Source organism: uncultured Bradyrhizobium sp. (genome assembly GCF_947648125.1).
GTDB lineage: Bacteria > Pseudomonadota > Alphaproteobacteria > Rhizobiales > Xanthobacteraceae > Bradyrhizobium.
Genome location: NZ_CANSMR010000046.1, coordinates 1 through 21,234 on the forward strand (window position 1 = coordinate 1; position 21,234 = coordinate 21,234).

Annotated in this window: 19 protein-coding genes; 5 read left to right on the top strand and 14 right to left on the bottom strand. The window is 63.2% G+C overall.

Going from position 1 to position 21,234, the window contains the following annotated elements:
- The first annotated feature begins 48 nt into the window (after positions 1-48).
- Both Q0030_RS38505 and Q0030_RS38510 read left to right on the top strand, forming a co-directional pair.
- Positions 49-255, top strand: coding sequence for a DUF1656 domain-containing protein (locus Q0030_RS38505; RefSeq protein ID WP_097673999.1), 207 nt, complete (start codon positions 49-51; stop codon positions 253-255).
- On the top strand, positions 252-1,118 hold the full coding sequence (locus tag Q0030_RS38510) for an HlyD family secretion protein (protein ID WP_298379728.1): 867 nt from the start codon (positions 252-254) through the stop codon (positions 1,116-1,118). Before Q0030_RS38505 ends, Q0030_RS38510 begins: the two co-directional genes overlap by 4 nt.
- A 181-nt stretch (positions 1,119-1,299) precedes the next feature.
- Here the strand turns inward: Q0030_RS38510 and Q0030_RS38515 are convergent, their stop codons facing one another.
- Both Q0030_RS38515 and Q0030_RS38520 read right to left on the bottom strand, forming a co-directional pair.
- Positions 1,300-2,166: a tetratricopeptide repeat protein gene (locus Q0030_RS38515; RefSeq protein WP_298379731.1), complete on the bottom strand. Its 867-nt coding sequence runs from the start codon at positions 2,164-2,166 to the stop codon at positions 1,300-1,302.
- 75 nt (positions 2,167-2,241) lie between these two features.
- Positions 2,242-2,757: a FecR family protein gene (locus tag Q0030_RS38520; RefSeq protein ID WP_298379733.1), complete on the bottom strand. Its 516-nt coding sequence runs from the start codon at positions 2,755-2,757 to the stop codon at positions 2,242-2,244.
- 556 nt (positions 2,758-3,313) lie between these two features.
- Between Q0030_RS38520 and Q0030_RS38525 the strand changes: the two genes are divergently transcribed.
- Positions 3,314-6,874, top strand: a complete 3,561-nt coding sequence (locus tag Q0030_RS38525) for a DUF5801 repeats-in-toxin domain-containing protein (RefSeq protein ID WP_298379735.1) — start codon at positions 3,314-3,316, stop codon at positions 6,872-6,874.
- Between the two features lie 69 nt (positions 6,875-6,943).
- On the opposite strand, the gene Q0030_RS38530 is transcribed toward Q0030_RS38525, so the two are convergent.
- Positions 6,944-8,704 carry an alkaline phosphatase family protein gene (locus Q0030_RS38530; protein ID WP_298379738.1) on the bottom strand — a complete coding sequence of 587 codons (1,761 nt, stop codon included), beginning with the start codon at positions 8,702-8,704 and terminating at the stop codon, positions 6,944-6,946.
- A 428-nt stretch (positions 8,705-9,132) separates the two neighbouring features.
- On the opposite strand from Q0030_RS38530, the gene Q0030_RS38535 reads away from it, so the two are divergent.
- The gene (locus Q0030_RS38535; RefSeq protein ID WP_298379741.1) at positions 9,133-10,440 is read left to right on the top strand and encodes a cytochrome c peroxidase; all 1,308 of its coding nucleotides are present in this window, start codon (positions 9,133-9,135) and stop codon (positions 10,438-10,440) included.
- Positions 10,441-10,449: 9 nt separating this feature from the next.
- Here Q0030_RS38535 and Q0030_RS38540 read toward each other — a convergent pair whose 3' ends face one another.
- From Q0030_RS38540 to Q0030_RS38555, 4 genes are all read right to left on the bottom strand, one after another.
- A complete protein-coding gene (locus tag Q0030_RS38540; RefSeq protein ID WP_298379744.1) occupies positions 10,450-11,160 on the bottom strand; it encodes a hypothetical protein in 711 nt (236 codons plus the stop codon).
- A gap of 120 nt (positions 11,161-11,280) precedes the next feature.
- Positions 11,281-13,338, bottom strand: a complete 2,058-nt coding sequence (locus Q0030_RS38545) for an alkaline phosphatase family protein (protein WP_298379747.1) — start codon at positions 13,336-13,338, stop codon at positions 11,281-11,283.
- A gap of 238 nt (positions 13,339-13,576) precedes the next feature.
- On the bottom strand, positions 13,577-14,953 hold the full coding sequence (locus Q0030_RS38550; protein ID WP_298379749.1) for a cytochrome c peroxidase: 1,377 nt from the start codon (positions 14,951-14,953) through the stop codon (positions 13,577-13,579).
- The gene (locus Q0030_RS38555) at positions 14,950-15,735 is read right to left on the bottom strand and encodes an EfeM/EfeO family lipoprotein (RefSeq protein WP_298379752.1); all 786 of its coding nucleotides are present in this window, start codon (positions 15,733-15,735) and stop codon (positions 14,950-14,952) included. The genes Q0030_RS38550 and Q0030_RS38555 overlap by 4 nt, the downstream gene beginning before the upstream one ends.
- Positions 15,736-15,860: 125 nt before the next feature.
- Between Q0030_RS38555 and Q0030_RS38560 the strand changes: the two genes are divergently transcribed.
- Positions 15,861-16,460 carry an A24 family peptidase gene (locus Q0030_RS38560; RefSeq protein ID WP_298379755.1) on the top strand — a complete coding sequence of 200 codons (600 nt, stop codon included), beginning with the start codon at positions 15,861-15,863 and terminating at the stop codon, positions 16,458-16,460.
- A gap of 19 nt (positions 16,461-16,479) precedes the next feature.
- Here the strand turns inward: Q0030_RS38560 and Q0030_RS38565 are convergent, their stop codons facing one another.
- Genes Q0030_RS38565 through Q0030_RS38595 form a run of 7 tightly spaced genes read right to left on the bottom strand, consistent with a single transcriptional unit; the run spans position 16,480 to position 21,230 of the window.
- Positions 16,480-17,124 carry a hypothetical protein gene (locus Q0030_RS38565; protein ID WP_298379758.1) on the bottom strand — a complete coding sequence of 215 codons (645 nt, stop codon included), beginning with the start codon at positions 17,122-17,124 and terminating at the stop codon, positions 16,480-16,482.
- Complete coding sequence (gene gspM / locus Q0030_RS38570; protein WP_298379761.1) at positions 17,124-17,687, bottom strand: type II secretion system protein GspM; 564 nt, start codon at positions 17,685-17,687, stop codon at positions 17,124-17,126. The genes Q0030_RS38565 and gspM overlap by 1 nt, the downstream gene beginning before the upstream one ends.
- A complete protein-coding gene (locus Q0030_RS38575; protein WP_298379766.1) occupies positions 17,684-18,757 on the bottom strand; it encodes a PilN domain-containing protein in 1,074 nt (357 codons plus the stop codon). The genes gspM and Q0030_RS38575 overlap by 4 nt, the downstream gene beginning before the upstream one ends.
- The gene (locus Q0030_RS38580) at positions 18,757-19,674 is read right to left on the bottom strand and encodes a type II secretion system protein GspK (RefSeq protein WP_298379768.1); all 918 of its coding nucleotides are present in this window, start codon (positions 19,672-19,674) and stop codon (positions 18,757-18,759) included. The genes Q0030_RS38575 and Q0030_RS38580 overlap by 1 nt, the downstream gene beginning before the upstream one ends.
- Positions 19,674-20,384, bottom strand: coding sequence for a type II secretion system protein (locus Q0030_RS38585; RefSeq protein WP_298379771.1), 711 nt, complete (start codon positions 20,382-20,384; stop codon positions 19,674-19,676). The genes Q0030_RS38580 and Q0030_RS38585 overlap by 1 nt, the downstream gene beginning before the upstream one ends.
- Positions 20,381-20,785 carry a prepilin-type N-terminal cleavage/methylation domain-containing protein gene (locus Q0030_RS38590; protein WP_298379773.1) on the bottom strand — a complete coding sequence of 135 codons (405 nt, stop codon included), beginning with the start codon at positions 20,783-20,785 and terminating at the stop codon, positions 20,381-20,383. The genes Q0030_RS38585 and Q0030_RS38590 overlap by 4 nt, the downstream gene beginning before the upstream one ends.
- Positions 20,766-21,230: a type II secretion system protein gene (locus tag Q0030_RS38595; protein ID WP_092126604.1), complete on the bottom strand. Its 465-nt coding sequence runs from the start codon at positions 21,228-21,230 to the stop codon at positions 20,766-20,768. Before Q0030_RS38595 ends, Q0030_RS38590 begins: the two co-directional genes overlap by 20 nt.
- Between the last annotated feature and the right edge of the window lie 4 nt (positions 21,231-21,234).

Consider the following 21,234-nt stretch of genomic DNA (forward strand, 5'->3'; position numbering starts at 1 on the left):
TCCGGATGCACCCGCGTATCGATCGCAGCCCGAGGAGAGTTTTGCTGCATGAGATATGAGCTCGACATCTACGGTGTCCTGGTCCCGGCGCTGCTGCTGTGGCTGATCGTTGCCTATGCGCTGAGCGCGGTGGCGAGCCGGATCATGCAGCGCTTCGGACTCTACCGGCTGGTCTGGCATCGCGCGCTGTTCAATTTCGCCCTGTACGTATGCCTGCTGGGGGTCGTCGTCTATCTTTCGGAGTTTCTGCCATGAAAGGGAATTTCGCCTGGCTCGGCCGGGTTGCGCTGACCGCGATCGCGCTCTTTGCCGCGCTCGCCGTCGGCCGCGCGCTCTGGGTCTACTACATGGAGTCGCCGTGGACTCGCGACGGCAGGGTCCGCGCCGACGTGGTTCAGGTTGCTCCCGACGTCTCCGGCTTCGTCACCGACGTGCTGGTCAAGGACAATCAGCAAGTGCATCGCGGCGATATCCTGTTCCGGATCGATCGCGCACGCTTTGCCCTGGCATTGCAGCAGGCCGACGCTGCGGTCGCCGGCCATCGCGCGACGCTGGATCAGGCCGACGCCGATCTCAAACGCTACAGCGCGCTGACCACCGACGCGGTGTCACAGCAGAAGCAGGAGCAGGTTCTGGCCACGCAGCTTCAGGCCAAGGCCGCCTATGACCAGTCGGTCGCCGATCGCGCGGTGGCGCAGCTCAACCTCGATCGCAGCGAGGTGCACGCATCTGTCAACGGCACCATCACCAACATGGACCTGCGGCCCGGCGCCTACGTCACTGCCGGCAAGGGCGTGATGGCGTTGGTCGACACCGATACCCTGCATGTCGAGGGCTATTTCGAGGAGACCAAGCTCGCGCGCATTCGCGTCGGCGACAAGGCGCAGGTCCGGCTGATGGGCGAGCCGGTCCGGCTCACCGGACATGTCGAGAGCATTGCGGCCGGCATCGCGGACCGCGACCGCACGGACGGCGCGAACCTGCTCGCAAACGTCAATCCGACATTCAGCTGGGTCCGGCTCGCACAACGCGTCCCGGTGCGCATCGCGCTCGATCACCTGCCGGATCGCATCGCACTGGTCGCCGGCCGTTCGGCCACGGTCGAGATCATGGACTAGAGCAATTTCGGTTCTGATTGAATCAGAACCGAAGCTCTAGACTCTTGTTTTGACGCGTTTTCTTCACGTTCTTCACGCGAACCGGTGTCCGCTTCGCTCGAAAACGCTCTAGCCGGCCGGACCGGACGCGCTGACAGCGGCATCAAGCCGACCCAGCCGCTGCCTGCGCCGGCCGCACTCGCTATTGCACGCCATAGCGCGTGAAGTCGTCGCCGATGCTGCCCTGGATCGCCTTGGCCGCCGAGATGTCGGCATTGCCGCCGGCCTTGTCGCCCTGCTTCAGCTTCGCGAGCCCACGTCCATAGAGTGCGCTTGCGAGCTTCGGATCGATGCGTAGCGCGGAGCTATAGTCGTCGATGGCTGCGCCAAGCTCGCCGGTCTTCAGATAGATCAGGCCCCGCGAGTCGTAGGTCGCGGCATTGGCCGACCCCGATTGCAGCGCCTTGTTGCAGTCTTGCAGCGCCTCCTGCAACGCGCCGAGGATAGCCCGGCTCCAGCAGCGTCCGTTCCACACGCCGTCCAGATTCGGCTCGAGGCGGATGGCCTGATCGTAATCCTGCACGGCGCGGGCATAATCATTTTTCTTCAGGTAGGCACCGGCGCGATTGGCAAAGGCTTCGCCGTAATTCGGGTTGAGCCGGATCGCCTGATCGAACGCGTCAGTCGCACGATCGTATTCGCGCTTCCTGAAGTAGGCCACGCCGCGGTTGTTGAACGGCTTGGTGTAGGTTGGATTGAGCTCGATGGAGCGATCAAAATCCCCGATGGCGCGGTCGTAGTCTCCTTTGGAGGCGTAGGCGTTGCCGCGGTTGTTGTAGGCGATCGCAAGGCCGGCCGGCGTCATGTCCTGCCCCGCATCGATCAGCGACGTGCAGGCACCGATGCGCGCGTCGGCCAGCGCGTGATCGAGGCCGCTGCACAGCTCGATGTTCCGCAGATAGTTGCTCTTTTGCTTCGGGTTCTGCGCGCCCGCCGGCGATGCAAGCAACAGCAGGATAAACAGCGCCGCAAGGCCGCCGCTTTCTCCGGAACCTGCACGAGGCTTCATGTCAGGCTCCGGTTTTGACGACGCAGCGTCGTTGGTTTCCATGAGTGACCGCTCAAGGCCGACGCCCCTGCTCGCCTAGCACCCTCGGCAAATATTCGGATTGAACCTGTGGTAGGTGTTCTGCTCGGGCTGCGGCGCCGCGCGCGTCGCGGGCTTCCTGAGAAGCTTGCTCTTGCCCTCTTCCACGAGCGTCGCGAACCTGACCGTTCCATCGTCGGATATTTCGATGCGTGGCGTGGTGCCTCGAATTCCCATCGTCGCGGCGGGCGTGTCGATCTTCATGTCACCGGTCTTCGCGACGTTGCCGGCAACGAAGGTGAACGTTCCATTGGCCAATTTGAACAAGGTCGAATTCGACTTGCCGTTCGGGTCGTATACAAACTCGGTCAGGGTCATCTTGGCGTTGCTCGACAGATTGAACGAGGTGCCATCGGTGAAGTTGATTCCGACGCGTCCATCGACTCCGGTCTGCACGATGTCCCCCATATAGACGAGGTCGCCGACCTTCGCCTGGGGCAATTGATTCGAGAGCGCAGCCTGAACGACGACTGCACTCGGATGTTCGATCGTGACCGAACCGGTGGCCGTCACGACCTTCCCGATGAACTTCGCTGAGGAATCCTGAACAGCGGGCTGGGCCGGCTCAGTTTGCGCCTAGATCTGGCTCGGCACGAAAATGGCGAGCGCGAGGACGAAGCTTGCGAGCGATTGAATAACCAAATGAGTACGCACGATCCCCTCCCTTTCGAGAAGATCTTGTCGTGTCGCGGCGTGACGGCGATCTGGACCGCCGGGCCGGAACCACAGGACCTTTCGTGCCAAACGAGATGCTGCAAACAGGCCTAAAAGCCTGACGTAGCTCGAATAAGAATTAATATGTGGACAATTTACTCGGTACTTATACTATCATTTCAGTGGGGCTGCACCCTGCGATAAAGGACAGCAATTCTGTCGTTTTCTCAGTCGTTCCGTGCAGTACATTACTGGAATTCGATTTGCACTTCCGAATTTAGTTTCAATCAGGACGTTTCGGCGGACAAGCCTATGGCTACTGGTGCGGGGATTTTTACCTCGCGGCGCCAGTAAGCCAAACCAAAAAAACTGCGGCACCACCTTCCGCCCGAGCTGTTCAGCAGGCGAAAAGCCAATGTCAGTTGCGTCCGGCGTCACGTTCGGGGACGCGTGCACGGCCGTTTTAGGCCGCCTGCCCCGAGTGGTTGGCATTGTTCAGACGGCGATCGGCCGCAGCACCGTCACGCGTGCGCGCGGGGTTGCCAGCCTGATGATGGCCGGCGATCCCATTCACCAGGGCGACGTCATCGAAGTTGCGGCCGGCGGGCGGACCGAGATCCGCTTGATCGACGGCACGGTGCTCGATTTGCCGGCTAGCGCACGCCTGGAGCTGGGCGACTTGACCGAGAACTCCGGCAACGGCTTGCGGCCGGGCCTGTTCGCGAAAACCAGAAGCTTCTTCCGCATCATTGGCAGCCGGCTGGCAGGGTCAAGCGTCCTGGCCGCGGACACGCCTGTCGGCACCATTCGGGCCAGCGGCCTTGGCATGCTGTCGTTCGCGGCGCTGACCCTCTCGCTCCTGGAGGACGTGCGGGCTGCAGAGCCGAACGTCACATTCCTGGACGACGACAAGATCAACTACAAGGACCTCCACCACGGTGTGTTCGAGCTGGTGACCAAGGAGGCGATCCCCAGACACATCGTCGTCGACGATCCCGGAGTGACGATCATCTTGAGCGCCAAAGGATCGTCGGTCGCGGTGAACCAGGTCACGAATAGCCCAGCCCACATGGAGGAATTGCGCGACGCCCAGCAGGAGACGCTTGCCAATCTCGAGAGGGGAACGGGATCAAGAGGGTCCGGAATGCCTGCTCTCGAAGGGTCGCCGCTGTTGCAGCCCATCAATTTCCAACCTGACTCGCCGTCGCTGACGCCCGATCCGCTCGCGCCCGTGCCGGTGATCAAACCCACTTTCATTGATGTCTTCAACCCGCCACCGACGCCACCGACGCCGCTCAAGCTGACCTTCGGAGCGGCGCCGTCGCTGACGTTGAGCGCGACGCACCTGACGGCGACGGCGCTGGACGACAACATCGCCGGCTCCTCACCGAACGGGGCGCTCACGACGACATCAGGGGACTTCTCGGTGAAGTTCGCGAGCGCTCAGGACGCGGCGGGCGCGGCAGTCAGCTACGCACTGACGATCACCGGCGGCAACGGCATGGCGTCGGGGGTGATCGACTCGCACACCGGCCTTGCCGACGTGCTGGTTCTGAACAGCAACACCGTTGAAGGCCACGTCGGCGCGGCTGACGGGACGCTGGCATTCACGATCACGCTCGATCCAGCCACGGGGTACGTGACCTTCACCGAGTATCGGTCGGCGATGGCGCCGCTTGGCACCAACACCGACGACAACGAAGCCGTGTCACTGGCAACCGGGATCATATCCCTGATTGCGACCGTGATAAAGGACGGCATCTCCCAGGATGTGACTCTCGATCTCGGCAGCAAGTTGACCTTCATTGAAGATGACCCGAGCATCAGCACAAGCGGAACAGCTCCCTCGCTGACGCTGAGTGAGATGCATCTGACGGCAACGCCGCTGGACGACAACATCGCCGGCTCTGCACCCGATGCAGCGCTGACGACGACCTCCGCCGACTTCTCGACGGCATTCAACTCGGTCCAGGGCGCAGACGGGGCGACGATCAGCTACGCGCTGACGATCGCGGGCGGCAGCGGTACCGCGTCGGGCCTGATCGACTCCCACACCGGCCTCGCCGACGTATTGGTTCTGAATGGTAATAGCATCGAAGGCCATGTCGGCACGACCACCGGCACACTGGCGTTCACCATCGCGCTCGATCCGGTCACCGGACGAGTGACCTTCACCGAGTACCGCGCGGTGAAGCAGCCGCTCGGCACCAGTCCGGACAGCGGGGAAGGTGTGGCGTTGAACGCCGGCCTTATAGGCCTGGTGGCGACGATCACGGACAAGGACGCAGATTTCCGGAGCGCGAGCATTGATCTTGGCAAGCAGCTCACGATCACGGACGACGGCCCGAGCATCAAGGCGAGCGGCGCAACTCCGTCTCTGACACTGGGCGAAGCGCATCTGACCGCAACAGTGCTCGACGACCATATCGCAGGCACGGCGCCGGATGCGGCCCTGACCACGACATCCGCCGACTTCTCGACCGCGTTCACGTCGGTACAAGGCGCGGATGGCGCGACCATCCGCTACGCACTGACGATCGCCGGCGGCAACGGCACCGCATCCGGCCTGATCGATTCGCACACGGGCTGCGCCGACGTGCTGGTTCTGAACGGCAACACCATCGAAGGCCATGTCGGCACAACGAACGGCACGCTGGCGTTCACCATCTCGCTCGATCCGGCCACGGGGGGCGTGAGCTTCACCGAGTATCGGGCAGTGATGCATCCGTTCGACGCCAGCTCTGATGGCGGTGACAGCGTATCGTTGAGTACCGGCGTTGTAGGCCTGGTTGCCACCATCACCGACAAGGACGGCGACTTCCAGAGCGCGTCCATCGATCTCGGCAAGCAACTGACGATCACGGACGACAGTCCGACGATTTGCAACTTTTCAAAGATTTGCGTCGCCGACCAGGACAATCAGTTCGCGACCGGTACTTACGATGTCAATTTCGGCGCTGACGGTGACGCCGCAATGCTCGTTGCCATCCATAATGGTGCAGTTGGCAATACAGGATACGATCTGGCCGCGTCGCAACTGAGCGACGGCAATACCGCGGTGCACGTCACCGGAAATTGCGACAACTTCACCTTCTACTATTCAACCCACGAGGTGGGCGGCGGCGTCGAACTGGACGCCTATCATGCGGATTGCGGCGGCACCCTGACCGATCCGTATTTCAAGCTCCTGATCGATCCGCACGGAACCTTTTGCTTCAATCTCGAGAGCGTCGATCTGCTGAAGGACGTCACCGCTACCGGCTCGGATTTCGGCGCCCCGGGCGACGCGAAGCCGTCACTGACTGCTGCGGACGGACAACTCGTTATTACCGGTTCTGATAGCTGCGGTCAGCCCCTCGACGTCAAGGCGTCGAACAACGGTATTGCGGTCGGCGATTGCGGGCTGCAGATGGACCCCGGCGAGCAGTTGAACCTCGCGTTCTCCGGGAAGCAGTCGCAAGTCGGTTTCACCCTCGCTCAATGGCAGGGTTGCGGCACTGCGAGCGTGACCTTCAAGGTCCTTGATGGCAGCGCCGACGTTCACGATTTCAGCATCTGCGTTCCGAAGCCACCCGATGGTTGCACCGGAATCGTGGTGAAGGAAACCTCGAATGCCTCGCTGATCAATACCTACGCCTTTGACAATACGACGTTGACCTACACGCTCTACGTCGGAAAGGAGTTCAATCAGGTCCAGGTCGACTACGATCACGCGGCACGCGGCGACGCTACCTTCACGGTCAACAACATCGCTTATACCGAGAAGGCGACCTTCCCGAGCACCGATCTGCTGTTCGATGTGTCCGCCATCGATAAGGACGGCGATGCAGCCACGGCCATCCTTCCGGTCGATATTCACGGCCTCGAGACCTGGACGTCTGCCCCCACATTCGCGGCCAGCCCGGCAAGCGTTGCGATGGCCGGCAGCATTCTGTCAGACCAGGTTACACACGTACAACACGATCTGATCTTGTAGCGGCCCTGAGCCCTGGTGAAGGTCCCGGCCCGCGTCAGACATCGACGCGGACCGGGACTGTTTCTCATGTCAGTGCCAGCCTTCGCCGGCCTTCAGCGCCGCCGAGAGGCTGCGCACCGGGCGCGTCACCAGCGGATCAAGATCGAAGCGCTTTTCAAGCATCCGGAGGATCGACGTGGTGTCGAAGTCCTCATGGGCGACGCCCGACTTGTTGAAGCGCTTGGCGATCAGCAGCGCCGGAATGCGGGTGCCGGGGCCCCACTGGTCCGCAGCCTTGGCTTCAGCCCCATGACGGTTGAACGGCGGGGGCGGAACGTGGTCCCACTGTCCACCGAACTCGTCATAGGTGATGACGATCAGCGTGTCCTTGCCATCCGGCCCTTCGACGATCGCCTTGACGAGATCGACGAGATGCTGGCTGCCTTCGGATTCGCTGGTGTAGCCTGGATGCTCGTTCTCCTCACCGATCGGCTTGATGAAGCTGACCTGCTTCAGCCGGCCGTTCTTGGCCGCCTGGATGAACTCCGCCTCGTCCTTCAGGTGATCCCTGCGGGCCTGCGTTCCGGGCGCGAAATTGGCGAAGTAGTTGAGCGCCTGATGGTGGTACTGGAAGTCCACGTCGGGGCAGTTCGGGAACACCGCCGTCGAGACATGGTTCGGATCGGTGCAGGTCGTGCCGTTGCCGTTGGTCCAGCCGGACGCGCCGACATCGCCATTGGCGTTCGACCAGCCGCCCGAATACCAGGCCCAGTCGACATGCTTGGCCGACAGCCGATCGCCGATATTCGGCGTGTGCAGCGGCGGCAGGCGCTTGATGTCGGGGGTGCCCGGGGAATACGGCTGATAGGTCGGCTGCGTGGTGTTGACCGCGTAGTCGCCGCAGGCGAGGCCGGCCGGCAGGCCGGGCTGGTTGCATTTCGCCGTCAGCTGCGCGTCCTTCACGGTCGACAGCGGCGTATAGAGCGGCGTGCTGGTCGGCATGCCGTTCGCATCAACGATCGCGTGGAAGTCATTGGCGCTGCCGTCGTTCAAGGCACCGACGAACTGCGGCGCCGCGGCCGCGACCAGGAACTGGTGGTTGAGGAACGAACCGCCGAAGGCGCCCTGGAAGAAGCTGTCGGCGATCACGTAGTTCGGCGCACCGTGGCCGTGGAGATAGGTGTAGATGGGCAGCTTCTTGGTGTCGTAATAGCCCATGACAAGACCTGCAGCGTCGCTGCCGGTCATGTAGCGGTTCTGCCGGCCGCCGTTGAGCTGGTACTGCTCGCTGTAGAAGCGATGCACGATGTCCTCGGTGCAGCCGCCGGGCGAGCCGGTACCGTTGAGGAAGCCGTGCGCCGCGAAAGCGCCGAGCGGCTTCGGACAGGTGGCCGCCGAGGTCGGGATGAAGTCGTTGATCTCGAACGGCTTGTTCTTGAAGGCGCTGAGGATCGCGACCGAGCCCGTATTGTCGGTGCAGGTCGTGGGCTGCGGCGACGGAGAGGTCAGGTTGACGTCGTTCTGCAGCAGGCAAGCATAGACGGTCTGGTTGTCCTGCCGGACCTGCAGCGTATGCGCCTGATCGGCATCGGAGGTGCCGTTGATCCGGTCGCGGCCGACATCGCCCCAGTGCCCGTAGAGGTTATCGAAGCTGTGGTTCTCCTGGTAGATGACGACGATGTGCTTGTACTGATGCACACCTTCGTGGCCGCGATCCCGCAGCTCGTCCCTGACCTCGTGCTTGAATTCATCAACGATCTTTTCGACCAAATTTTCGGCGTTTGCCACCGGTGAGATGGCAACGGCGCCAGCAACAACTGCGAGCGCCGGAATGGCTCCCCAAAGCCGCATAGTGCTCTCCTGATTTTAGAAAGAAATAGAAATGGAGTTACACGCTATGCAAAACACATTTCGCTGGGATGACCGTTTTTCGACGCGCGCACAAACGCGTGAAAGATGCGCACGCGCCGATAAATATTCGTTCTGTCACATTCAGATCGGCTGCGTCTCGTTGATCAATCGTCATCAAACCGCAATCAACGATCGTCTATCCAAACAGATGGTCATTGATCCTGCCGACAGGAAACTGTCACCTCCGTGACACCTTCCGACCGTACGGCGGCGCAAATGCATTGTGACAGGGGCGTTTTCTCGCAATGGTTTGGGAAATTCTGGCGTCCGGCTCCGGAAAATGTCGTGCTGCATCGGCCGATCGTGGCGTCAGAACGGCACGGGCCGCGTTGCTGGCGCTCGTCGTTACGCTCCTCCCGTTGCGGGCGATGGCATTCCCGCTCGGCGGCGACCAGACCGTGCTGCCGGCCGGCACTGAATTTTCCGAGGAAGCGCTGGCGCGGCCGCGCGAGATCTTTCATTCCGAAGCGATGGGCGGGCGCAAGTCCTATCTGGTCAATCTCGGCGATCTCGCGTTCAATTCGCCTTCCATCCTCGGCGGCAAGGCGCGTCAGGCCGAGATGAGCTGCGGCACCTGTCACGTCAACGGCGCATCGAACCCGAAATTGTTCGTTCCGGGCCTCTCCTCCCGCCCCGGCACCTTCGACACGACCAGCCTTGTCTTCAACGCGAAGACGTTCAACAGCATCCTCGATCCGGTTCGGATTCCGAGCTTGCGGGGCGCTCGCTTCCTCGCGCCTTACGGACATGACGGGCGCATGACCTCGCTGCGCGACTTCGTATATAATGTCATCGTCAATGAGTTTTCCGGGCCGCGGCCGCAGGACGAGGTTCTCGACGGCCTCGTCGCCTATATCAACGATATCGATTTCCTCCCCAACCCGAAGATTGCGCCCGGCGGCAGGCTTGCCCCGCAGGCAAGCCTCACTGAGCGTCGTGGTGAGGCGCTGTTCTTCAAACCGTTCCCGAAGCAGACCGAGCTGAGCTGCGCCGGATGTCATATTCCGGCCGGAACCTTCAACGACCAGCTGCGTCACGACGTCGGATCGGGCGGACTGGTCAAGACCCCTACCCTGCTCAACGCCAATTTCAATGCGCCGTATTTTCACGACGGGCGGTACGACACGTATGAAGAGGTGGTCGGCCATTTCGATCGCATGTTCGACCTCGAATTGTCGACCCAGGACACGCAGGACCTCGTGGCCTATCTCAATGCGGTCGGCGACGGCGAACGTGCCTTCGACAAGGACGGCGTCGTGCTCCGGATGAAGGAAGTGCTGGAGCTCTCGAGCGCGCTCGAGGTCGCGATCCCCGCCGCCGACACCGCGGTGGTGTCGCTGGCCGTGACCGGGGTCGGCGCCGAACTGCGCGAATTGACCGAGCACATCCCCGACATCAGGAACACCTCGATCGGCGGCAAGGACGAGCGGCTCGCCGCGCGCGCGATCCTGAAGGATCTCGTCCTGACCTTGCGGCGTATCGACCTCGAGGTCGGGGCCGGCCGGATCGACGAAGCGATGGCGGAATACCGCAAATTTGCCCAGCTGGTGAATTTCGACGTTCCGGTCGCCCTGAAGAAGGCCGAGCCCTGGTCCCTCTTCAACAGCAACGTGCATCAGTCGCACTACACGGCGCTCGGCCGGATGCTGCCGGTGACAAGCCGGCAGCCGCAGTAACGCACGCGCCTACTGCGAGGCCGGCGGCGCGACCCATACATCGCTCTGCTGGATCCGGCGGATCAGCGCTTGCGGGTCGAACTTGCGCAGACCTGCGGGAATTTCGAAGGTCTGCGCCGGCTGCGGCTCGTCGCGGATGTGATCGGCGACGATCACCGTCCCATCCGCGGTCTTGATCTGCACCGGAAACCCGCGCGCGCGCTCGACCCAGCCGGTAAAGCTCAAACCGGACGGCGCCGCTACACGATAGACGTCGGTGTTGCGCCCCGCGATCGCTTCCTCTCCGTCGCGCTCGCAGCGCCATGTCGCGAGATCGACCGGCGCGGACAGTTGCGCCATCGCCAGCCATTGCCGGCAGGGATCGTCCGGATCGACCGGAACGAACAGCTGGGTGAGCGCGCTCGATTGCATGGCCCTCATATAGACATGCGCTGCCGGGCGGACGAAATAGGCGGCGGGCTTGGCGGTATCGAGCAGAAAGAAGCCGTCCGGCAGCGCGGTCGAATCGATTCGCGCTTTTCCGCCCGAGACCCGCAGCGTTCCCATGGCGGTTGCCGTATCGTCCTTGCGCGCGAGGAGGTCGGCGGAAAACTGCTGCGCCGCGGCCGGCATCGGCGCGTTGGCCAGCAACGCCATTGCGAACAGGCAGGCCATGGCACTCCTGCTGCCCTTCCACATCTTCTTGCACATCTTCTTGCACGTCGTCTCGTCGCGCTTCATCGCAGATCCCCGATCGATCGGCTGGCGGGCAGGCAGAACATGACAGCGCCGACCGAACCAATGGTTCGATCGGCGCTGGCCTTGGATGGGCTCAAGACCTCGTCCTGGACGAGAGCTCGATCACTCGGTGTAGGACAAATTGACCGGCTTGCTGAAGTCGAACGCGTCGAACAGGTCAGACAGCGCCGGGCTGTTGGTCGGGACGTACTCGTTGTTCTTCGAGTAGGTCGGGTTCGGCAGGTTGTCGCGGCTGCGGTTCGTGAGCGGCTCGAGAGCCCAGTTGCGCTCAATGAACTTCAGCAGCGAAACGTGGTCGGCGTAGTTGTGGTTGACCTTGCCGCCTGTCGAATAGGGCGAGAGGATCAGGGTCGGAATACGCGGTCCGTCGCCGAAGAAGTCGATCGACTGCGTGTAACCGGAGTCCCAATAGCCGCCGGCTTCGTCCCAAGTGATGAAGACCGCGGTGTCGGCCTTCAGCTCCGGATTGTTGTCCAGCGCATTGAGCACGTTCAGGACATAGGCCTCGAACAGATCAACCTTCGAGCTCTGCGGATGACCGTCGAGCAGACCGTCCGGCTTGCCGAACGACACCGCAGGCAGCGTGTTGTGCTGGATCGCCGTGATCAGATCCGCCGTGTCCTTCATGTGAGCCTGACGCACGGTCGGATTGGCCATGATCGAGGTCGCATACTGGAACGGATTGCAGATCTGGCAGTAGGCAACACCGAGCGCGTGCGCCGGATCGGCGACCGCAGCGGCGCTGAGGTTGGGGTTCGACGGATTGGCGGCAACCGCGGCATTGGAAAGCGCCACGGCGTCGTTGAACGCACCACCATAGAACGCCCAGGTGATGTTCTTCTCAATCAGAGCGTCACCGATCGTGCGAACCGACGACGGTGGGACGTTGTTGCCGCCCGACAGCGCACCGTTCGGCAGATAGCCCGGATTGACGTTGTTGAGCATGTAGTAGTGGTTGGGCTTGCAGTTCGGCTCCGCCGCGTACGGCAGATTGTTGAGGTAGGAGACGATGGGCTTCACGCCGGGCTGGAACACGTCGGAGCAGTTGCTCCAGTTGCCGTCGACGCTATAGCGGTTGACCGAGCCCGCGACCGGATTCGGGTTGGCGATCAGGTTCGCCGGCGGCGTCACCGGGTTGCCCTTGCCGTCGCTCCAGAAGGCCGCATCGCCGGTGCCGAGCATGAAGTGGTTCGCACCCGTGCCGCCGTGGAACGACTGGTGGAAGTTGTCGCTCAGCGTGAAGCGGTCGGCGAGCATCTTCAGGATCGGAGCCTGACCCTGCTGGGCATTGTAGAAGCCCATCGAGTTGGCCATGCTCTTGTTGGACGCCGAATAGGTCGCCATCACGAACGGGAACAGGTCGTTCTGACAGCCCGAATTGTTCTTCTTGGTGGCGTTGGCGGCGCTGCAATCTTCCTGCTGCCAATCCTGATAGAAGCGATGGGTCGAGTCGCCGGTGTAGTCGTCGTCGCTGATCTGCTCGCCCTGCAGCTGGAACGGTCCGCTCAGACCGCCGGCGCCGGGAATGCGGGTATCGAGCACACCGGTCGGCAGGCCGCTGAAGCCGGTGGTCAGGATGTCGAGATCGGCCGGGTCCATGTCCTTCTCGACGCGGGCTTCGGCGATCGTCTTGAACGGGGCGCCGGTGTCGCTCTGCGCGGTCGGCGTACCGTTGGTGTTCGGCTGCGGCATCAAATTGGTCGCGTTGTAGGGCGACTTCCCGATCGCCGGCGCGCCGATGTAGAAGGACGGCTGGCCCGCAACCGAGTACTGCTGCGCTTGCGCAAAGTTCGGTCCTGGCGTTCCATCCTCGTTGACGATGCCCTTCGACAACAGGTTGGAGATGGTCTGCCCCTTGCCCTTCGGCTTGTAGATACCGAAGGTGTGGTCGAGGCCGCGGTTCTCACCGATCAGGATGATGACGTGCTTGATCGGCGAAGCGGTCTTGCCCTTGCCGCCGTGATCCTTGTCGTCATGATCGTGGTCATTCTTGACGCGATCAGCTTCCTGATGCGCCTGGTGATTGTGATGCGGGCGCTTGTCCCAATCACTGTGTCCGCCCGGATAGTGAGCGGCATATGCGGCTGTTGCGACGAGCACCGTTGACGCGATGCAGAGCGCAGTGCTGGTTCGCCAGTGCTTTTTGTAGTTCAAACTCATTGTCGACCTCAGGGTGTTTGCGGTTAGCAACACACACTGCTTAGTGCGACAACATGACGCATGATTTTCGCTTACGTGAAAGCGCGCGAGAAATTTCGAAACGTTCAAATATTTTCTTTGGAGACATCTGCTGCTTCACGCTGAATCTCCACGATTCGACTCTTCAACTGAAGATCGAAAGTAGATGAAGCGCTCCTCGCAGCGACGTGGATCGCAAATGCCCTACAATTCAGCTCAATCAATGCGAGATGTGCCGGGAGCGCATCACCTCGCGCAGCGCAGCGTAATGCTGATCATGCACGCCTTGATTGAACAGCGACCACGGCTCGGCGCTCGCCAGTAACGCCGGCACCGCGGCAGCCATCAGATTGCGATAATTCCTGAACTCGGCTGCAGCATCGGCGGCGCGGCCCGCAGCGACGGCCATCTCGATCCGCCGCAGCGTGAGCACGAGCTCCTTCAGCCCACTGCGCGCAAGCACGCGCTGCTGCTCGCCGCCCGACACGCTGGTGTTCTTGCGATCGGGATATTGCTCGGTCAACTCGCGCAGTTCGCGGCCGATCGTATCGACTGCAAGCGCGACGGTGTCCTTGTCGCCGGCAGGAATCGCGGTCGCAAGCACTGTCGAGAAATCGTTGATCTCCTTCAGCGTTGCTCCGGCACCGTCGCGTTCATAAGGCTGCACGCCGTCGCCGACGGCGGTGAGATAGGCAACGAGGTCACGCTTGTCCTGCACCGAGAGGTCGAGCTGAAAGGTCCGGTCGAAATAATCGACAACCTGGTTGAAACTGTCGAAGCGGCCATCGTGGAAATACGGCGCGTTGAAGTCGGCGTTGCGCAGGGTCGGCGTCTTGAATAGACCGCCCGAGCCGACGTCATGCTGCTGGTGATCGACAAAGCCGGACGATGGCACGTGGCACCCCGCGCAGCTGAGCGCCGGATCGTGCGGGAACGGCTTCGCGAACAGCGCTTCGCCGCGGCGCTCCGCGTCGGTGATCTTGCCGGCCAGCCGCCCGGCGGGACCAAGGCTCGGGTTTGGAAGGAAATCGATGTCGTGGAGATAAGCCACGATCGCATCGAGCGTGGCCGGCGACGGCTCGGGACCTGCGAACTCGCTGGTGATGACGTTGTGGACGAAGTCGCGCAGCGAGGCGAACCGGCCATCGGCGCCATAGGGCGCCAGATAGCGGGCGCCGCGCAGGCTCGGAATCCGCACCGGATCGAACGCCAAATTGTTGGCTTTCGGATTGAACAGCGGGCCCGTGGTGTCGAACGTGCCGGGCCGGCTCGACATCTTCGGCATGAAGAACTTGGCGTTGTTGGCGCCATTGACGTGGCAGGTGCCGCAGCTCACGCCGGCCTGCCGCGCCACCTCGCCGAGCAGCCCCGGCGAATTGAACGCGAGATCGCCGAGATTCACCAGATACGACTTGGCTCCGGTCCGCTCGGACTGGAACACCTCGCGCGGCTTGTCGAGCGCATCCTCGTTCAGCTCGGTCGCAACCGGCAGCACGGTCTTGTCGCCGTCGACCGGAAACGCCGCCGCGTGCCCGAGCAGTGCAAGGGCGATGACCGCGGAGAGCAGCGCAGCCGGACGCAGGTGAAGCGATCTCATCGCGCCTGCGCCTCCAGCGTCGGGCGCTGCAGCCCGAGCTTTGCCGAGGCGCTCTGCAGCGCGACGACCAGCTCCTCGCTGGTCTGGCGCAGATCGGCGATATTCACATGCGGCAGGTCAGGCGTCGCGACGATCGCCTCGAGCTGCTCGATCCGGTTCGTCACCATCTCGTCGAGCTTGCCGTCGACCGTATTAAGCGCGGCAGAGAAAATCGTGTGATAGGCGAAGTCGATGCCGGCGATATTGTTGCGCATATCGTCCAGCGAGGTGCCGCTGATGCGCGACTCGCCGCCATCGGCTTTGCTTTCGCCGACTTCGTAGGCGAGCCGCACCGTGCCATCCAGGAGGCTCTGCGGCGTCAGCTTGATATCCTTGAGCTTGCCGTGAAGATCGTTCAGGTGCTCGACCAGACCCGTCGCATCGGTGGCAATTTCGGTATTGCCAGCTCCGAACAGCTTGGCCTCGATGGCGTGAAACCCGCTATCCGCGTTCGGCCAGGCATCGATCTGCGCATCGAGCTCGGGCACGAAGCCTGCGGTAAACACCTCCGAGCGCTCCCAGCCGGCGCGCGCCGACAGCCAGGCCTTCTTGGCACCGGGCAGATCCGCCGCAGCGGCGCGCTCGCGCAATGCACGCGCGCCCGCCAGCGCGCTGGCAACGCCCTCGATCAAATACGGCCGATAGCGCTCGGCGCCGTCCTCGAGCGCGCCCGCATTCGCGGCACGCACGCCTGCCGACGCTGCCAGCAAAGCCAGGCACGCCGCCACTCGCATCTTGTGCATAGCCAACCCACTCGTCTGCCGCGAAGGGCTCGCGGCACGTAATCGGGCGAACTATTGTCGGTATCCTATGCGGATTTGTGACAGCGCAGACTTTTTGTCGCATCTTTTCTGTTTCGCGATCGTCGTTGACGATCACAATCCCGCAAACGCATTGCTCGATTGAAATTGCACTGTTCAACGCGCGCGAGTTGTTGCAACACAGTGTGTTCACGCGTCACACTTGTCCCGCCACCATGCCAATCGATCGCGAAGCTCTTTATTTCATTGCATCCTACGGCGTGCTTTGCGTGCTGTGCTGCACCGTCGCGCTGATCGATCTTCGCCACGGCATCATTCCCGATTGGCTGAATGTTGCGATCGCGGCACTCGGGCTTGCACATGTCGTCATCACTGAAAGTATGACAGCCGCGTTCAGTGCGATGGCGATCGCCGCTCTCGTCGGCGCCCTGTTCTTTCTGTTGCAGCGCCTTTACTTCGCCTTGCGGCATGTGGACGGGCTAGGACTTGGCGACGTCAAGTTTCTGGCCGCCGCGACGATCTGGGTCGGAGCTTTTGGGATTCCAACTTTGCTGCTGATCGCGGCGCTCGCAGCACTTGCTGTCGCCGGGAGCCTACAACTCGCAGGACACGAGATGAAGCGCCAGACGTCGATCCCGTTCGGCCCCTTTCTTGCGCTCGGACTTCTCCTGACGCCCGCCCTGCAGGGCTGGCTGGGATTGAACTAACGCGGGAGCGAAAGCGCCGTCACCTCTGGATCCGCGCAGCCAGCGGCCTCCTGTCGGCACTGACGGGAACGAGGTGGACGTCGCCGCTCTCCTCAGCGCCCGGCTGGGGCAATGTGAGCACGGCATCGTGCTCGTCTTTCTGCATCGTGACTTCGCGTCCGCTGATGGTTCGCAGCTTCCATCCCTGGAAATCGTCGCCGAGCTTCAACCGCAATGCGGTCTTGTTCGATTGATCGAGAAAGATCCCGAAGCTTTCATCATCTCCCGCGATCGTGCCGACGAGCGACAGCGGCGGCGGTTCGAGCGCGATCTTGCGCGGCGGCGGCGGCAACGGCTTGCTGACCTCCGGCTCCGCAACGACGGCAGGCGGCGGCCGCCGCGACGGCGAGAACACCGGGCGGTCGCGGGTGTTGGATAGCGTCTTGAGCGGAATGCCCCATAGCGGATTTGCGCTAAGCGGCCGGGGCGTCGGCGCCGGCGAAGGCGTCACCCGGACCGACGTCACCGGCTCGGACGGCGGCGATGAACTCAGCACCGGTCCGCTCAGTCGGGTATCATCGAGCATCCCGGCGTCCAGTGCATCGCCGGATGGGTCAGGCACCGCAGCCGACGCCGAATAGGCCGACACCGCCAACAGCACGATGGTCGCAGCGAAGCGTCGCATCATTTGGCTCCTCGCCATTGTCCGGATACGCCGAGCAGCACGCGCAGCTTGCCGGGATCGGCGCCCTTCGCCGCTTCGTCGGCGACGGGCTGCACCACCAGTTGGTCGATGAACAGGAACGGCATGCCGGCTTCGAGATCGTAGAGCACCTGCTGCAATTGCGCCTGCTCGATCTCGCTGCTTGCGACCATACTGATGAAGCCGGCCTTGGCCGGCGCGTTGGGAACGTCGAGCTGCGTCGACAGCACATTGCCGCCGGCCTTGATCACCGCGCCCGATACGCGTTGCAGCAGCGTGGCGCCGGCAACCGTGACGGTCGCCCCCTCAAGATAGGCGGAACCGGTCGGCATCGCAGGCTGGCCGGGCGCGGTATTCGCCTTGGACCGTCCCTCGAGTTGCTCCAGCATTCCGGCCGACGCCGCGACATCGCTGCGCAGGCCGATGATATCCGAGAGCGACGAGACGACGACGAACAGCAGCAGCACGAACAGGCCGAGATAGCTCGCGGTCGCGACCAGTGGCGAAGTGCTGACGGCCGTCAGCGATCGGGATGCTGCGCTCATGAGCCGGACCCAAAATAGGCTGATATGTTGGCCTCGACGTGGAACCGCTCCGCCGATTCATTCGCGGCGCGGGTCGTCGGCGCGAAGAACGTCGCCCTGGTGAACTGCGGCGACTGCTCCAGCAGGCGGATCAGGGATGGCGCATCCTGGGTCAGTCCTACCACCTGCACCTTGTTGCCCTCGATGCGAAGCTCCGTCACATAGGTGGTGTCGGGCAGGACACGCGAGATCGCTTCCAGAACCATGACGCTCGACGGCGTCGTCTGCTTGCGCTTGGCGAGCAGGCCGATGCCGGACGAGTCGCCATTGGCATCGAGACGCAACGCGGCGCGGCGCTGCGAGATCCGGTGTTGCAGGTCTTCCTGCTCGGATTGCAGCCATCCGCCGAGATAGACGCTGAGCAGCAGGGAAACTGCGGCGGCGGCCGCCGTCGAGACCAGGCCGATGCGCAACAGGCGCGGAACCGCAGGTCCGGCAAGACCGCGCAACGATCTATCGAGCAGCGTCACCTGCTGCGGGGCGCCATCGCTGCCAACCGCCGGCGCCGAGACAGAAACGGAGGCGGCGCCGAGCATCCTGGCCATCCGGACCAGCGGATCGACCTTGGTCGCCGCGGTCGCACTGAACGCGACTTCGATACGGTCGTTGGCGATCGGCTGCGGCGCCCCCCAGCCAAAGACCGCATCGGCTGCGGTCCACGGCGTCAGCCGGTCGACCTGCGCGCGGATCATGCCATCGAGGAAGTCGCCCGCCTGGCTCGGGAAATCGAGCACGCGGCTGACGATTTGATCAGAGCGCAATTGCACCTCGATGCGGCTGCCGTCGAATGCCGTCTTCCACTCTGCCGACAGCGGAGGCTGCGGCGCGTCGTGATAGAGCCGGAACGAAACCGGAGCCGACGGCGAGCCATCCCTCGCCACGGTGGCGCGGGCTGTGAACGTGCCGTCGGCATTTTCGTCGAACTCGATGCTGCGCCGGCGCATGAACCTGCCCGCGACGCCGTCGACGGCCGTCGCGACTGCGCCGATCCATTGCTCGAACCATTGCCGTGCTTCGGAAAGTATTGTCATCAACCTCTCCTCTGCGGCAGAACCATACTGCGCGGCTCGACATCGTTCTGCCAGGACAACACACGATAGGGCTCGACCTTGTCGCCGAGCGCAATCACGGCTTCAGACGTGGTGCGGTGACCGTTGCGGAACCGGATCGAGATTGCGATCCGGTAGCAGGGGCTCTGCGCGGTCGATGCCGCAGTTTGCGGGCTCGGCGCCTGCGATCCGGCGGCAGGGGCGCCGTTCGGCAAGGGAGCTGGCGAACCGAAGCTATCCTGCTGCTTCCCCGATGCCTTGTCCACGGCAAGAGCGACTTCCGGCGCAGCGATCGCCGGATCGACATCCGGACTGCCGTTGAACACCGTCACGAACGGCAACACTCGATCGACGAAGGCTTCAGGGATGCCGGCGACCAGCGCCAGCTCGTTGACATGGGTGAACAGCCCCTGCCGCGGCGAATAGCCGAGCGCGTTGTAGCGCGCCGCCTCCACATTCTCGCTGCCCGGTACGGGCCGGGTTCGCCAGCCGACGATCCGGTCGGCGTATTCGCTGGCCGCGTCCTTTCGCGCGCCGAGCACGACGAAGAGGCCGATCAGCATTTCCTTCGACGCGTAGTTCAGGTCTACGCGGCCGGCCTCCGACACGAAGGTGACACCGACGCTGGCGTCATCCAGCCCGAAATGAAACGCCCCGTGCTGCGGCCTCGTCTTCTCATCCGTCAGCGTCAGCTGATAGGCGGTGAGCTCGAGCCCGGCCGACACTAGCGCCTCGGTCTGCAACGACAGGTCGCTGGCCGCCAAGGCGCGAGCCGACGCGGCGAGATAGGCCGAGAAGATGATCGCCAGCGACGACAGCGCAAGCAGGATCCAGAGCACCGCAACGATGACGAAGCCGCGGTTGGGCGGCGATCGGCCGATATTGCCGGAGGCGCTCATCACGTCTTCCCCTGATCTGTCGTCGCGCCGTCGGAGCTCTGCTTGTCGCCGCAATTGCCGTCCGGCTTGGTGCAGTCGCCCGGAATCTGGACATGGACCGGTGCAATGGTCGACACCGACAGGACGCGCTGGCTCGCCGCGTCACGTACGGTCAACCGGATCATCGCCGGCAGCTTGTTGGCATCCTTCCACACGCTCTTCCAGGCCCGATCGGGACCCGCGTAGGCGAACGACAGGCGATAGGGTGCGCGCAGCAGCACGACGGGGCTGCCGAGATGCACCTGTTCCGACAACGACACCCCGTCGGCCAGCGGCGTGAAGCGCGCCTGCGAACGAACCGTGACGAACTCGCCGCGATCCCGGGTTTCACCAAGGTGCACCACGTCGAGCCCCGGCCCCGCATTCGGCCCCACCGAGGTGCGCACGAACGTGACCGACAATTCCGATCCGTCGAACAGCGGCTTGTGGGTATCGCGGTTGGCGGCAACGAACTCCGCCGCGGCGAGATCGGCGCCGATCCGCTCCAGCGCGATCCCGATCAATTCGCTGCGCTGGATGCGGTCGAGCCCCCGGTTCCAGCTCGGCAGCCATTGCGCCGTGATGCTGGCGAGCGCCGATAGCAACAGCCCCATCAGCGCCAGCGCGACGATGGTCTCGATCAGCGTGAAGCCGCGCTCATGCGTTCGCTGTGCTGTGCCAGCCGCGGTCATTCCGATGACCTCGGCATCAGGCGCACGGTGCGAATGTCGGACAACGCACCGCCCGGGGACTTGACGCGAATTCGCACCAGTTCCGGCGCCCAGGGCACGTTGCCCTCGGGCACCGTCCAGTCGCCGCCGAGCGGACTGACCTCGATGGTCAAGCGGTAGCCCTCCGCCTGCCCCGTCGACGTGCCCGACTGCAATTCGGCACGCGGCGGAATGCCGACCGTCATCAATGTGCGCACCGCCTGCATCAGCGCAACGTGCTGCTCCATCGCCCGGACGCCGCGCGTCTTGACGCCCATGACGGCTCCGATCGCAACGATCGAGACAGCCACCAGCGCCAGCGCCACCAGCACCTCGATGATGGTGAACCCTGCATCAGGGCGGTTAGTTGGCGGCGACGTCACGCGCAACGATTTCAACCCTTCCGGTGAGCCAGTTGACGCGGACCTCATATCCCGCATCGAGCCGCGTCAGCGCGATGGAGCCGCCGCAGGAACCGCCATTGGCGAAGAAGCGGATGGTCGATAGGGCGGCGCGGCGCTGACAGCTCTGCGGCAGCACCGCATCGAACCGCACATCATCGGGGATTCGCACCGTCATGCGCGACGCGCCGGAGTGGATCACCCGGCTCGCCGCATCGACCAACGTCGCAACGCTGGTGCTGCGCTCGATGGCGGCATTTCGATCGGCCTTCAGCAATGTTGCGGTCTGCAACGCATAGGCCTGCAAGCGCGACCGCGAGGTCTGATGCGGAATGAACGGGAGCAGCACGGCCGCCAGCAGCGCGATGATGGCAAGCACGCACACCATCTCGAGCAGGGTAAAACCGCGCTGCGACGCCTCATTCATGCTC

What these genes read in the sequence shown, in the direction of transcription:
- Q0030_RS38545 (WP_298379747.1), bottom strand. Translation starts at nt 13,338, where the DNA reads ATGAGTTTGAACTACAAAAAGCACTGGCGAACCAGCACTGCGCTCTGC.
- Q0030_RS38580 (WP_298379768.1), bottom strand. Translation starts at nt 19,674, where the DNA reads ATGAGCGCCTCCGGCAATATCGGCCGATCGCCGCCCAACCGCGGCTTC.
- Q0030_RS38575 (WP_298379766.1), bottom strand. Translation starts at nt 18,757, where the DNA reads ATGACAATACTTTCCGAAGCACGGCAATGGTTCGAGCAATGGATCGGC.
- Q0030_RS38540 (WP_298379744.1), bottom strand. Translation starts at nt 11,160, where the DNA reads ATGAAGCGCGACGAGACGACGTGCAAGAAGATGTGCAAGAAGATGTGG.
- Q0030_RS38525 (WP_298379735.1), top strand. Translation starts at nt 3,314, where the DNA reads ATGTCAGTTGCGTCCGGCGTCACGTTCGGGGACGCGTGCACGGCCGTT.
- Q0030_RS38515 (WP_298379731.1), bottom strand. Translation starts at nt 2,166, where the DNA reads ATGAAGCCTCGTGCAGGTTCCGGAGAAAGCGGCGGCCTTGCGGCGCTG.
- Q0030_RS38530 (WP_298379738.1), bottom strand. Translation starts at nt 8,704, where the DNA reads ATGCGGCTTTGGGGAGCCATTCCGGCGCTCGCAGTTGTTGCTGGCGCC.
- Q0030_RS38535 (WP_298379741.1), top strand. Translation starts at nt 9,133, where the DNA reads ATGGCATTCCCGCTCGGCGGCGACCAGACCGTGCTGCCGGCCGGCACT.
- Q0030_RS38595 (WP_092126604.1), bottom strand. Translation starts at nt 21,230, where the DNA reads ATGAATGAGGCGTCGCAGCGCGGTTTTACCCTGCTCGAGATGGTGTGC.
- Q0030_RS38510 (WP_298379728.1), top strand. Translation starts at nt 252, where the DNA reads ATGAAAGGGAATTTCGCCTGGCTCGGCCGGGTTGCGCTGACCGCGATC.
- Q0030_RS38505 (WP_097673999.1), top strand. Translation starts at nt 49, where the DNA reads ATGAGATATGAGCTCGACATCTACGGTGTCCTGGTCCCGGCGCTGCTG.
- Q0030_RS38565 (WP_298379758.1), bottom strand. Translation starts at nt 17,124, where the DNA reads ATGCGACGCTTCGCTGCGACCATCGTGCTGTTGGCGGTGTCGGCCTAT.
- Q0030_RS38550 (WP_298379749.1), bottom strand. Translation starts at nt 14,953, where the DNA reads ATGAGATCGCTTCACCTGCGTCCGGCTGCGCTGCTCTCCGCGGTCATC.
- gspM (WP_298379761.1), bottom strand. Translation starts at nt 17,687, where the DNA reads ATGAGCGCAGCATCCCGATCGCTGACGGCCGTCAGCACTTCGCCACTG.
- Q0030_RS38555 (WP_298379752.1), bottom strand. Translation starts at nt 15,735, where the DNA reads ATGCACAAGATGCGAGTGGCGGCGTGCCTGGCTTTGCTGGCAGCGTCG.
- Q0030_RS38585 (WP_298379771.1), bottom strand. Translation starts at nt 20,384, where the DNA reads ATGACCGCGGCTGGCACAGCACAGCGAACGCATGAGCGCGGCTTCACG.